The organism is Mammaliicoccus sp. N-M50 (assembly GCF_022386995.1).
In the GTDB taxonomy this organism is placed as follows: Bacteria; Bacillota; Bacilli; order Staphylococcales; family Staphylococcaceae; genus Mammaliicoccus; species Mammaliicoccus sciuri_A.
Genome location: NZ_JAJNJA010000001.1, coordinates 100,838 through 114,221, shown reverse-complemented (window position 1 = coordinate 114,221; position 13,384 = coordinate 100,838). Strand labels below are relative to the sequence as shown.

At 32.2% G+C, this 13,384-nt stretch carries 10 protein-coding genes; 7 read left to right on the top strand and 3 right to left on the bottom strand.

Features of this window, described 5'->3' with window-relative positions; genetic code table 11:
• Positions 1–104: 104 nt before the first annotated feature.
• Entirely contained in the window at positions 105–551 is a 447-nt protein-coding gene (gene menI / locus LQ622_RS00525) for a 1,4-dihydroxy-2-naphthoyl-CoA hydrolase MenI (RefSeq protein WP_025905924.1), read from the top strand.
• Between the two features lie 53 nt (positions 552–604).
• Here menI and LQ622_RS00520 read toward each other — a convergent pair whose 3' ends face one another.
• On the bottom strand, positions 605–904 hold the full coding sequence (locus tag LQ622_RS00520; RefSeq protein WP_025905926.1) for a HesB/YadR/YfhF family protein: 300 nt from the start codon (positions 902–904) through the stop codon (positions 605–607).
• Positions 905–917: 13 nt separating this feature from the next.
• A complete protein-coding gene (gene plsY / locus LQ622_RS00515; RefSeq protein ID WP_025905927.1) occupies positions 918–1,499 on the bottom strand; it encodes a glycerol-3-phosphate 1-O-acyltransferase PlsY in 582 nt (193 codons plus the stop codon).
• Positions 1,500–1,700: 201 nt separating this feature from the next.
• On the opposite strand from plsY, the gene parE reads away from it, so the two are divergent.
• From parE to alsT, 3 genes are all read left to right on the top strand, one after another.
• A complete protein-coding gene (gene parE, locus LQ622_RS00510) occupies positions 1,701–3,704 on the top strand; it encodes a DNA topoisomerase IV subunit B (RefSeq protein ID WP_204252978.1) in 2,004 nt (667 codons plus the stop codon).
• The gene (parC, locus tag LQ622_RS00505) at positions 3,704–6,118 is read left to right on the top strand and encodes a DNA topoisomerase IV subunit A (protein WP_191835539.1); all 2,415 of its coding nucleotides are present in this window, start codon (positions 3,704–3,706) and stop codon (positions 6,116–6,118) included. The genes parE and parC overlap by 1 nt, the downstream gene beginning before the upstream one ends.
• 84 nt (positions 6,119–6,202) lie before the next feature.
• Entirely contained in the window at positions 6,203–7,765 is a 1,563-nt protein-coding gene (alsT, locus tag LQ622_RS00500) for a glutamine transporter AlsT (RefSeq protein ID WP_126477029.1), read from the top strand.
• A 46-nt stretch (positions 7,766–7,811) separates the two neighbouring features.
• Here the strand turns inward: alsT and LQ622_RS00495 are convergent, their stop codons facing one another.
• Positions 7,812–8,795: a DUF1002 domain-containing protein gene (locus LQ622_RS00495; protein ID WP_126476724.1), complete on the bottom strand. Its 984-nt coding sequence runs from the start codon at positions 8,793–8,795 to the stop codon at positions 7,812–7,814.
• A 101-nt stretch (positions 8,796–8,896) separates the two neighbouring features.
• On the opposite strand from LQ622_RS00495, the gene glcT reads away from it, so the two are divergent.
• The 3 genes from glcT to LQ622_RS00480 all read left to right on the top strand — a co-directional run bounded on the left by glcT (position 8,897) and on the right by LQ622_RS00480 (position 13,291).
• Positions 8,897–9,733, top strand: a complete 837-nt coding sequence (gene glcT / locus LQ622_RS00490; RefSeq protein ID WP_037587943.1) for a glucose PTS transporter transcription antiterminator GlcT — start codon at positions 8,897–8,899, stop codon at positions 9,731–9,733.
• Positions 9,734–9,856: 123 nt separating this feature from the next.
• Entirely contained in the window at positions 9,857–11,923 is a 2,067-nt protein-coding gene (gene ptsG, locus LQ622_RS00485; protein ID WP_037587945.1) for a glucose-specific PTS transporter subunit IIBC, read from the top strand.
• Positions 11,924–12,136: 213 nt separating this feature from the next.
• Positions 12,137–13,291 (top strand): AI-2E family transporter, encoded by a 1,155-nt coding sequence (locus LQ622_RS00480; protein WP_078099920.1) that lies wholly within the window; start codon positions 12,137–12,139, stop codon positions 13,289–13,291.
• Positions 13,292–13,384: the final 93 nt, after the last annotated feature.

Here is a 13,384-nt window from a genome sequence, read left to right as displayed (position 1 = left end):
TTTTATATGAAAATTAAATATATGTATTTAAAAGAATATAATCACAGGCGTAATTATATTTATGTTATGATTAGGTTAAGGAATTTAGAAAGAGGGATTGAATCATGATTTATAGTGAAACACCAATAGATGTTAGATATGCAGAGACGGATAAAATGGGCGTTGTTTATCACGCAAATTATGCGATTTGGTTCGAAGTAGCGAGAACAGATTACATTTATAAAGCGGGATTTAGTTACGCAGATATGGAGAATGCGGGGATTATATCTCCTGTAGTTGATTTGAATATTACTTATAAAAAGTCTATAACATACCCTGAAAAAGTTATCATTAAAACGTGGATTTCTCATTATTCACCTATAAGATCAATTTATTCTTATGAGATATTAAATGAACAACGAGAAGTTGTATCAACAGGATCAACAACGCATGTATGCTTGAAAAAAGGTTCAAACAGACCAATTAGATTAGATAAGAGTTTCCCTGAATGGCATAAAGCATATTTAAAAATTCATGAAGAAACTGAACAAGGTGTAGATCGTAAACTATAATAAATAAGCAGATGTGTTTCGCTAAATACACGAAATACATCTGCTTTTATAGTTTATCTTGAAGCTTTGACTTCATATTTAATTTCTCCATTATCATTTAAATCAATTACTAAGTCATTATCATCAAAGTACCATAAATCTTTTTCATCAATAAAAAATGGAATATCGTTTTTCTCGTCTTTAAAACCAACTTCAGAAGAACTTAATTCTTCTACAGTAAATGCGGGTGAGAAGCCTTGTTTTAACTGAAATTCACCGCCATAACGAACGAAAAATCGTAAGGCTTGATCATCATTGAATTCTAATTCGTCTTTAAACCATTCGATAGCTTTTTCAGTAATTTCTAGATTCATAGTGCATTCTCCTTTACATCCATTTGATTTTTGGTTCTTGTCCTTTGAATATTCTTACGATATTTGATTGGTGTCTGACGAGCAGTATAACCAATATTGCAATAGATACGATTAAGAAAGGTATATCACCAATGATAATTGCACCTATAAAACAACTTATACCCGCTACAATACTAGATAATGATACATATTTAGTTAAATATAGAATTACAAAGAATATAATAGCTAGTATAATTAATAGTATCGGATGTACACCTAGAACAGCACCTGCACTTGTTGCAACGGCTTTTCCACCTTTGAATTTCAAAAATATTGGAAATACATGTCCGACTACTGCACAAATACCTACAAATATGCTAGGAATATCTACATTAAACCATATTGGGAAGAAAACTACAATAAATCCTTTGAAGATATCTAAAAACATCACGATAAATCCAGCTTTTTTTCCTAATACTCTAAATGTATTTGTAGCACCTAGGTTGCCACTTCCAAATTGTCGAATATCTTTTTTATAAAATAACTTACCTAACACAAGGCCACTTGGGAAACATCCAACTAAGTAGCTAAGTATAATAACAACAAATGTCATTATTGAAACACTCCTTTGATAGCAGGTACTAATAGTTTACCATAACTGTATATCGGTTACTATTTAAAAATATGATATTGTCTGTACAATGTAAAGGGAAATTGTACCACAATTAGGGATAGGGCTTGCATTTTCTAGGGATTTATAACAAAATAACTATTGTAAAGTAAAAGAAACGAACGTACGTTTGTAGGAGGAGAAATATTGAATAAACAAGCAAAAGTTCAATATGGTGAAGATTCAATACAAGTACTCGAAGGTTTAGAAGCAGTAAGAAAAAGACCTGGTATGTACATTGGTTCAACAGATGTCCGCGGACTTCACCATTTAGTATATGAAATAGTAGATAACTCTGTTGATGAAATTTTAAATGGCTTCGGTACGGAAATCGACGTAACAATTCATAAAGATAATAGTATTTCTGTTCATGATAACGGTAGGGGGATGCCTACAGGATTACATAAGACTGGTAAACCGACACCTGAAGTAATATTTACTGTCCTTCATGCCGGCGGTAAATTCGGTCAAGGTGGCTATAAAACATCTGGAGGACTACACGGTGTAGGTGCTTCAGTTGTTAATGCTTTGAGTGAATGGTTAGAAGTAACGATTTATAGAGAAGGTCATATTTATAAACAAAAGTTCAAAAACGGTGGTGTACCTGTTACAACATTAGAGAAAAAGGGGAAAACACGTAAAACGGGTACAACGGTTCATTTCAAACCAGATTCTAAAATATTTAAAGCTTCAACACATTTTAACTTTGAAACGTTATGTGAAAGACTTCAAGAATCAGCATTTTTACTGAAAGCACTTAAGATAAAAGTAACGGATTTAAGGGGAGAAGAACCTAGAGAAGTATTTTATCATTATGAAGATGGTATTAAAGAATTTGTAAATTATTTAAATGAAGGCAAAGACGTGTTACATGACGTTGCTATGTTTAGTGGCGAATCAAATGGAATTGAAGTAGATATTAGTTTTCAATTTAATGACCAATATTCTGAAACGATTCTAAGTTTCGTAAATAACGTCCGTACTAAAGACGGAGGTACACATGAAACTGCCTTAAAGACAGCATTTACTCGTGTATTTAATGAATATGCGCGTAAAATTGGTGAACTTAAACAAAAAGATAAAAATCTTGATGGTAGTGACATTCGTGAAGGTTTGACAGCTATAATTTCTGTAAGAATTCCAGAAGATTTATTACAGTTCGAAGGTCAAACTAAGTCTAAATTAGGTACAACAGAAGCACGTGCAGCTGTTGATTCCGTTATGTCAGATCAACTGCCTTTCTACCTAGAAGAGAAAGGTCAATTATCAAAGGCATTACTTAAAAAAGCGATTAAAGCATCTCAAGCACGTGAAGCAGCAAGAAAAGCACGTGAAGAAGCTAGAAATGGTAAGAAAAACAAACGTAAAGAAACTTTATTATCTGGTAAATTAACGCCAGCACAAAGTAAAAATACAGAGAAAAACGAACTTTATTTAGTCGAAGGGGATTCTGCCGGAGGATCAGCTAAATTAGGGCGTGATCGTAAATTCCAAGCAATTTTACCGTTAAGAGGTAAAGTTATTAATACAGAAAAAGCTAAACTTGAAGATATCTTTAAAAATGAAGAAATCAATACGATTATTCATACAATAGGTGCAGGTGTTGGTGCAGACTTTAATATTGAAGATAGTAATTACAACAAAGTGATTATTATGACAGATGCCGATACAGATGGTGCACATATTCAAGTATTATTATTAACTTTCTTCTTCAAATATATGAGACCGCTATTAGAAGCAGGTAGAGTATATATTGCGTTACCACCTTTATATAAATTAGAAAAAGGTAAAGGTAAATCAAAACAAGTTGAATATGCATGGACTGATGAAGATTTAGAAGTATTAATGAAGAAAATTGGTAAAGGTTTCACACTTCAACGTTATAAAGGTTTAGGTGAAATGAATGCCGATCAACTATGGGAAACAACAATGGATCCTGAAACAAGAACGTTAATTCGAGTAAGTATTGATGATGAAGTACGTTCACAACGAAGAGTGACTACATTAATGGGTGACAAAGTTGAACCACGTAGAGAATGGATTGAAAGACACGTTCAATTTGGTATGCAAGAAGATCAAAGTATACTTGAAAGTGATGACATTCAAGTACTTGATGATGAAGTAGAAACATTAGAGGAGGAAGTTAAATAATGGTTGAACAAATTCAAAACCTTCCTTTAGAAGATGTAATTGGAGATAGATTCGGTAGATATAGTAAATATATCATTCAAGATCGTGCACTACCTGATGTACGAGATGGATTAAAACCTGTACAACGTAGAATATTATTTGCGATGTATAAAGACGGTAATACGTATGACAGAAACTTTAGAAAAAGTGCTAAAACGGTTGGTAACGTAATCGGTAATTATCATCCACATGGTGATTCTTCTGTATACGATGCAATGGTTCGTATGAGTCAAGATTGGAAATTGAGACACGTACTAATAGAAATGCATGGTAATAACGGTAGTATTGATAATGACCCTCCTGCAGCAATGCGTTATACTGAGGCAAAATTAAGTAAATTAGCTGAAGTGTTATTACAAGATATTGATAAAGAAACAGTTGAACATGTACAAAACTTTGATGATACTGCGATGGAGCCGATGGTATTACCAGCTAGGTATCCTAACTTATTAGTCAATGGATCTACAGGTATTTCTGCTGGTTATGCAACTGATATTCCACCGCATAATCTAGGAGAAGTCATTGATGCGACATTAAAGCTTATCGATAAGCCAAGTACATCTGTAGATGAATTAATTGAACATATAAAAGGACCAGATTTCCCAACAGGCGGTATTATTCAAGGGTTAGATGGCATTAAGAAAGCATATAAAACAGGTAAAGGTAAAATCGTTGTTAGAAGTAAAGTAGAAATAGAAAAAATTAGAGGCGGAAGAGAACAAATCGTCGTAACTGAAGTACCATTTGAAGTTAACAAAGGTACGCTAGTTAAGAAAATTGATGAACTTAGAGCTGATAAGAAAATTGAAGGTATTGTAGAAGTTCGTGATGAAACAGATAGAGAAGGTTTACGAATTGCGATTGAACTTAAGAAAGATATTAATAGTGAAGGTGTTCTGAATTACCTTTATAAGAATACAGACTTACAAGTGCTTTATCATTTTAATATGGTAGCAATAAATAATAGAAGACCTGAATTATTAGGCCTTAAATCAATTCTTGAAAGTTATATTGAACATCAAAAAGAAGTCGTAACAAGACGTTCTCAATATGAATTATCTCAAGCACAAAAACGTATGCACATCGTTGAAGGTTTAATTAAAGCATTGTCTATTTTAGACGAAGTTATTGAAACAATTAGAGCTTCTAAAAACAAACGTGATGCGAAAGAAAATTTAATTGCGAAATTTGAATTTACTGAAGAACAAGCTGAAGCAATCGTAATGTTACAGCTTTATAGATTAACAAATACAGATATTGTTTCATTAGAAAATGAATTTGATGAACTTAAACAAACTATCGAACGCTTAAAAGATATTTTACAAAATGAAAAATCATTATTTAAAGTGATTAAAAATGAGCTTAGAGCAGTTCGAAAAGAATTTGCTGATGAACGTTTAACTGAAATCGAAGAAAAAATCGAAGAAATTAAAATCGAAAAAGAAATTTTAGTTCCAAGTGAAGAAACTATCGTTTCTGTTACGCATGATGGATACATTAAACGTACTTCTAATAGAAGTTATATCGCAAGTGGTGTTGAAGAAGTAGGACTTAAAGACGGTGACTACTTATTAATGCACGAAAAAATGAATACGCAAGATACTTTAATTGTATTCACAAATAAAGGTAATTACTTATTTATACCTGTACATGAAATTGTGGACTTAAAGTGGAAAGATCTTGGTAAACATATTTCACAAATGATTCCAATTGATGATGACGAACGTGTCATTTCTGTAAATAAAGAAACTGATTTCAAGCCATCATCTAATTATATTATCGCGACGAAAAACGGCATGATCAAAAAGTCTACAAATGATAAATTTAAAGCGAGCAGAATTACAAAACCACTCGTTGCCATTAAACTTAAAGGTGACGATGAAGTTGTGTCCGTACTGAAAATAGTAAATGATGAACTTATAACAGTGATTACTGAAAAAGGTATGAGCTTAACTTACGATACGGATGAATTATCCGACATTGGTTTGAAAGCAGCTGGTGTTAAATCTATCAACTTGAAAGATAATGATAGAGTTGTAATGACAGATAAATTACCAAATGATCAATCTGTCTTTATTGTGACGGATCGTGGTTCAGTTAAAAGAATGAAAGCAGAACAATTTGTACCTGCTAAAAGATCTCAACGCGGCTTAATGATTTTGAAAGAACTAAAATCAAAAGCGCATAGAATTGTATTTGCTAGAACCGTTTCAGAGGATGAAACATGCGTTATCATTTCAGAAAAAGATCAAGTCAAAGTGAATACTAAAGACTTTAACTTTAGTGAACGTTATACAAATGGTCGATTTGTTGTTGACGAGAATGACTTTGGTCAAGTTATTGATGCATATTTTGAAGAAAAAGCTATAGATTAAAAAAATATAGTCATAATGAATGGCACATGGTAAAATCATGATAGCAATTTATTATGACTATATTATTAGAATTGAGGGATTTATTTGAAAGATTTTGATAGTTATATCCCAGATTGGTTTCATAATTTTGTCCAATGGGGTAATGATTTAATTTGGACTCAAAACTTAATTTTCCTATTACTATTAGCTGGTGTATTCTTTACAATAAGTTCTAGAGTAGTACAACTTAGATGGCTACCAGAAATGTTTAGAGTCATTTTCGAAAAACCTGAAACGTTAGAAGATGGAAGAAAAGGTATATCTTCTTTCCAAGCATTTGCTATAAGTGCTGCTTCTCGTGTTGGTACTGGTAATATCGCAGGTGTTGCAACAGCGATTGTACTAGGTGGCCCAGGTGCAGTATTTTGGATGTGGGTTATTGCATTCATTGGTGCAGCAAGTGCATTCTTTGAGGCAACATTAGCACAAGTATATAAAGTTAAAGATAAAGAAGGTGGGTTCCGTGGTGGACCAGCTTATTACATAGAACGTGGTTTAGGTCAGAAATGGCTTGGTGTTGTGTTTGCAATACTTATAACTGTAACGTTTGCATTTGTATTTAACACAGTTCAATCTAATACGATTGCAGCTTCTTTAAATGAACAATATGAATTTTCAAATGTGATAACTGGAGTTATCTTGGCTATTATTACAGCATTAGTTATTTTTGGTGGTGTAAGAAGTATCGCAACAGTATCTTCATTTATCGTGCCAATTATGGCAGTTGGATATATTGGTTTAGTTGGTTATATCTTATTTATGAATGCTGATCAAATTTGGCCAATGATTCAAAATATCGTAAGAAGTGCATTTGGTTTACATCCTGCATTTGGTGGGGCAATGGGATTTGCAATTATGCAAGGTATTAAACGTGGCTTATTCTCTAACGAAGCTGGTATGGGTTCTGCAGCAAACGCAGCAGCAACAGCAGCCGTAAGTCACCCAGTTAAACAAGGTTTAATCCAAGCGTTAGGTGTATTCTTTGATACTATGATTATCTGTTCAGCAACAGCAATCATGTTATTACTTTATACTGACTTACAATTTGGAGCAGATGCGCCTCAAGGTGTGGCTGTAACGCAACAAGCACTTACAACACATGTTGGTGAATTCGGTGGTATATTCTTAACATTAGCCGTATTTATGTTCGCATTTTCTTCAATTATTGGTAACTATTACTACGGTCAATCAAATATTGAATACTTAACTAAAAATAAAATCGTAATGTTTATCTTTAGAGCATTAGTAGTAGCTATGGTCTTTGTAGGATCAGTTGTACAAGTACAAACAGTATGGGATACAGCAGACTTATTTATGGGATTAATGGCAATCATCAATATCGTAGCACTATTCGGACTTGCAACAGTTGTATTTGAAGTTGCTAAAGATTATCGTGCACAAAGAAAGCGTAAGTTAAACCCAGTATTTAAAATTGAAAACTTAAAAGTTAACTATAATAATATCGAAGCATGGGGCGATAACCCTTATACAACATTAAACAAAAAAGAAACAACAGAACAATCATCTGAAGCAAATACAAAGTATGAAGAACCTAAACAAGATACTTTTGACATTATTAAAGATGATGATAAAGACGAAGATAAATAATATAAGAAAAACGCCATGGGCACGAGCCCATGGCGTTTTTCTTATATTATTTAAATAAGTTTGCGATTGAATTGAAGATATCTTTAATAGCATTTACGATTTTATCCCAGAAACCTTCGTCTTGAAGTTTGTCTTTAATATCGTTACCTAAGTCTTCTGCTTTTTTCTTTGCATCTTTAAATTCATCTGATTTAACTAAATCATTAACATAATCTTTTGAGTTATTAATAAAGTCTTTTGCATTTTCACCGCTAAAGACACCGTCTTTTTGTGCTTTATCAATAACATTAACAATCATATTAATTTGGTTATCATTAATAACATTTGTTAAACCATTGTCTTCAATCTTCTGATTGACGATATTTGTTATTTCATTAATTGTTACATTACCTGATTTTTCAGCTACAGCTTGTTTAGATTCTGCAATTGTTTTGTTTAATTGTGATTGAGAAAATCCTTCTTGACCTTTATTTTCTTCAGTAATTTGATTAATTGTAGATAATTCTTCTTGAGCGACTTGTGTTCTGCTTGAATCTACTTCTTCACCTTGTTCTTCAAATGCTTTGTATACACCAGCTAAGGCACTTTCGCCAGTTACATCTTCACTTGATGCAATTGTAACATCTGCATCTTGAATACCTGCTGTCATTAAAGCATTTTTATATGTGGCTTTAGTTACTTTTGTAATTTGACCTTGGTCTTGATTGATCGTTAAGTTAAGACCACTGCCTTTAGAAGTCTTTGTAATACGGATACTTGATTTTAAGACATCATTTGATGATTGCATATTTAAGTATTTATTTAAGTCATCAGCCGTAACGTAAGTTGTCTTGTCACTGTTTTTAGTGCCTAATAAGTTAGAAGTTGTATCTTTAGCACTTGAATTGTTTTGTAATGCTGCACCATAAACAGTAACGGCATTATCCCAAGCCTCTTCAGTTACCGCATGGGCTTGATGTTTCGGATATAAAATTGTAGATAATAATAAAACAGCAAGAACACTTATTATATATAGTTTCGTCTTTTTCATATGTTTGCACATCCTCGTATTTATTGATATAAAATATATCTATCATTATATTATCATCAAATGTATAATATGTAATAGGTCTTCAGAATGAGGTTTTAGATATGGGAAAATACATTATCGAAAAAGCATTAAACAATAATGTGTTAGTTGCTAATTATTATGATAAAGAAGTTATATTAGTTGGTAAGGGGATTGGTTTCGGAAAAAAACAAGGTGAAGAAATTAATACAGATTTAATCGAAAAGGTATATTTATTAGAATCTGAAAATGATAAAAATAAATATAAGCAATTATTAGATGGTACTAATGATGAAGTGTTTAATATCGTATTAGAAGTTGTAAATGGTATCGATAAACAGTTAGGTGGAAGTGTTAGTGAAAAGACACTAATATCTTTAACAGACCATATGTTATTTGCTATCAAGCGTATTAAAGAAGGTATACATGTTCATAATCCTTTTTTAAAAGAGACTGAACTGCTTTATCCGAGAGAATATCAAATAGCAGAAAAAGCTGTTAAAGCATTAAATGAAAAATTAAACTTACAGTTTATTGAATCAGAAGCTGGATTTATTGCATTACATATCCACTCTGCAGAAGTAAACCATTCAATTCATGATATACACAATATAAAAGCGATTATTCAAAAAGCAATCATTATAATAGAAGAAGGCCTAGAAGTTGATATTAACAAAAATAGTATTAATTATAGTCGTTTTGTTCGGCACCTTCACTTTGCGATTCAAAGAGTATTGGCAGATGAACGAATTCCAGATGCAACTAATATCGAAACACTATTGAAAGCGCAATATCCATTGTGCTATAATATTTCTGTAAAGATAGTGAAGATGATGCAAACACAGTTGAAGAAGCCGGTATATCAATCTGAATTGGCATATTTAACGATGCACATTCAACACTTTAATAATAACTTATAAATTGCGTGTTACTGATACGATCAGGCATGAGCAAATAGACTTTACCGTAATGGTAAGTTTCTTTGCTCATGCCTTTTTTCATGCCGTAATTTATAAAGTTAAACAATTAGGAGGGTATTAATTATGTTTAAAAAGTTCTTTGGACAATTGCAACGTATTGGTAAAGCATTAATGTTACCAGTTGCGATTTTACCAGCAGCGGGTATTTTACTTGCGTTTGGTAATGCAATGCAAAACGATCAATTCGTTGAAATTGCACCTTGGTTAAAATCTGATGTTATTGTCATGATAGCTTCAGTAATGGAATCATCTGGTCAAATTATCTTTGATAATTTACCATTGCTATTCGCACTCGGGACTGCATTAGGTTTAGCTGGAGGAGATGGTGTTGCAGCATTAGCAGCATTAGTTGGTTACCTTATTATGAATACAACAATGGGTGTTGTTAAAGGTATTTCAATTGATGATATTTATAGCTACGCTGAAGGCGCTAAAACTTTAGGACAAACTGCTAAAGATCCAGCAAACGCATTAGTTCTTGGTATTCCAACACTTCAAACAGGGGTATTTGGTGGTATTATAATGGGTGCTCTTGCAGCATGGTGTTACAACAAATATTATAATATCAACTTACCACCATTCTTAGGATTCTTTGCTGGTAAAAGATTTGTACCAATTATCACATCTGTAGTTGCAATTATTGCAGGTATTATTCTTTCATTTGCATGGCCACCAATTCAAGATGGCTTAAATAACTTATCTACATTCTTATTGGATAAGAACTTAGCTTTAACGACATTTATATTTGGTATTATTGAACGTGCTTTAATTCCATTTGGATTGCATCACATTTTCTACTCACCATTCTGGTTCGAATTTGGTAACTATGTAAATTCTGCTGGTGAATTAGTTCGTGGTGACCAAAGAATATTCATGGCACAAGTTAAAGACGGTGTACCATTTACAGCTGGTGCATTCACAACTGGTAAATATCCATTTATGATGTTTGGTTTACCAGCTGCAGCATATGCAATCTATCGTCAAGCTCGTCCAGAGCGTAAAAAAGTTGTCGGTGGTTTAATGTTATCTGCAGGTTTAACATCATTCTTAACAGGTATTACTGAACCATTAGAATTCTCATTCTTATTCGTAGCACCAATATTATACGGTATTCATGTTATTTTAGCAGGTACATCATTCTTAGTGATGCATCTTCTACATATCCAAATCGGTATGACATTCTCTGGTGGATTTATCGATTACGTTTTATACGGATTATTAAACTGGGATCGTACTAATGCACTACTTGTTATTCCAGTAGGTATTATTTATGCGTTAGTTTATTACTTCTTATTCACATTTGCGATTAAGAAATTTAACTTAAAAACACCTGGTCGTGAAGATAAAGAATCTGAAACACGCAATAGTTCGGTAGCTGAACTTCCATTCGATGTATTAGATGCAATGGGTGGTAAAGAAAACATCAAACATTTAGATGCATGTATTACGCGTTTACGTGTTGAAGTATTAAATAAATCTGAAGTAAACAAAGATGAACTGAAAAGTTTAGGTGCTTCTGGTGTACTTGAAGTTGGTAACAATATTCAAGCTATTTTTGGACCTAAATCAGATCAAATTAAACACGACATGGCACGTATCATTTCAGGAGAAATTACGAAACCTGATGAAACAACTGTTACTGAAGAAGGCGATCAAGAAAGTGCTGCTATTTTAGCTGAAGGTGGCGCAACAATTTATGCTCCTATTAAAGGTGAAGTTGTTAATATCTCTGAAGTACCAGATAAAGTATTCTCTGAAAAAATGATGGGTGACGGCGTTGCAATTATTCCTGAAACTGGTGAAGTAGTTGCACCATTTGATGGTAAATTGAAAATGACATTCCCAACAAAACATGCAATCGGTTTAGAATCTAATGACGGTGTTGAATTATTAATCCACTTCGGTTTAGAAACAGTTAAATTAGAAGGTAAAGGATTTGAAATTTTAGCGGAAGCTGATACAGATATCGTTAAAGGTCAACCGTTAATGAAAGTAGATTTAGACTTCATTAAAGAAAATGCTGATAGTACTGTTACACCAATTGTTGTTACAAACCTTGGTGATGCTTCATTAGAAGTACTAACAACAGGTTCAGTAGAACAAGGCGATAAAATATTAGTCGTTAAATAAGACTTTTATGTTTTAGAAGATACATCTTCATGGTGTATCTTCTTTTTATATATTAAATAACAATTATAATATTATTATGTAAACTATAATTGTAAATTTTTGTTTTTAAAGTGAAACGATTAGGGTATAATAGATTATAAATCTTTAAGAGGAGGGCTTATTTTGGAAAAAGAAAAGCATTCCAATAATTCTTTGAATAAAACAACACGTTTTATGCAGTTTTTCGGTGGACGTGATATTTATTTCATTTTAGGATTATTGATTTTGATAGGGTTAACAATATTTATTTTCCAACATGTTTCATTTATTTTTGAACCTATCGTTACGATTACGACAACTTTAATTGGCCCAATTATTGTTGCGTTTGTTGCATTCTATTTGTTTAATCCTTTAATTAATTTTATGGAAAGGTTTAACATCTCTAGATTATGGGGGATCATCATATTATTATGTGTAATTATCGCAGCATTTACACTAATTGTGACGTTATTAATACCTGTTGTGCAACATCAAGTTGAGAGTTTATCTAAAAATTTACCTACATATTTCGATGAATTTAGTGATAAATTAAAAGAGCTTTCTCAAAATTCATTTGTAGCGGATTACTATACACAAGCTCAAAATTGGTTCCAACAAAACTTTAGTGATATTCCAAAGAAAATATCTAATTCAGTAGGGGATTTCAGTAATAAGTTCCAATCATTTGTATCTACAATTACACATGTTGTTGTGATCATTATTACATTCCCATTTGTATTATTCTTCTTACTTAAAGATGGTGCGAAGTTTAGAAATTACTTTATTAGATTAATGCCACCAAAATTCAGAAAAGATACACACGATTTAATTGATAAAATGAATGTTCAAGTTGGTTCTTATATTCAAGGTCAAATGATTGTTGCTTTCTGTATTGGTGTATTACTATTTATCGGTTATTCAATCATTGGATTAGACTATGCACTAACTTTAGCAAGTATTGCTGCTGTGACAAGTGTTGTACCATATTTAGGACCAATAATTGCGATTTCACCAGCAATTATTTTAGCGGCAATTGATTCACCAATTATGTTATTGAAACTTGCAATCGTTTGGGCTGCAGTTCAATTTTTAGAAGGACATTTTATTTCGCCAAATATTATGGGGAAAACAATGCAAATTCATCCTTTAACAATTATCTTTGTATTGTTATGTGCAGGTAATTTAGCAGGTATACTTGGTGTTATTTTAGGTATTCCAGCATACGCTATTATTAAAGTAGCTGTGACACATCTCTTCACATTATTTAAACGTCGTTATAATAAATATTATCAAGATGACTCAGGTCCTTACGAGTTTAAAGATGAAGAGGTTGTATACGAAAAAGAATAAACTATAAATATAGACTGCCTTTAACTTTCGAAGCTTAATGGCAGTCTTTTATTAAACATTTTAATTTATATATTTATATGGTATTATTTGGGA

What these genes read in the sequence shown, in the direction of transcription:
- glcT (WP_037587943.1), top strand. Translation starts at nt 8,897, where the DNA reads ATGGGAAAATACATTATCGAAAAAGCATTAAACAATAATGTGTTAGTT.
- ptsG (WP_037587945.1), top strand. Translation starts at nt 9,857, where the DNA reads ATGTTTAAAAAGTTCTTTGGACAATTGCAACGTATTGGTAAAGCATTA.
- LQ622_RS00520 (WP_025905926.1), bottom strand. Translation starts at nt 904, where the DNA reads ATGAATCTAGAAATTACTGAAAAAGCTATCGAATGGTTTAAAGACGAA.
- menI (WP_025905924.1), top strand. Translation starts at nt 105, where the DNA reads ATGATTTATAGTGAAACACCAATAGATGTTAGATATGCAGAGACGGAT.
- LQ622_RS00480 (WP_078099920.1), top strand. Translation starts at nt 12,137, where the DNA reads ATGCAGTTTTTCGGTGGACGTGATATTTATTTCATTTTAGGATTATTG.
- LQ622_RS00495 (WP_126476724.1), bottom strand. Translation starts at nt 8,795, where the DNA reads ATGAAAAAGACGAAACTATATATAATAAGTGTTCTTGCTGTTTTATTA.
- parC (WP_191835539.1), top strand. Translation starts at nt 3,704, where the DNA reads ATGGTTGAACAAATTCAAAACCTTCCTTTAGAAGATGTAATTGGAGAT.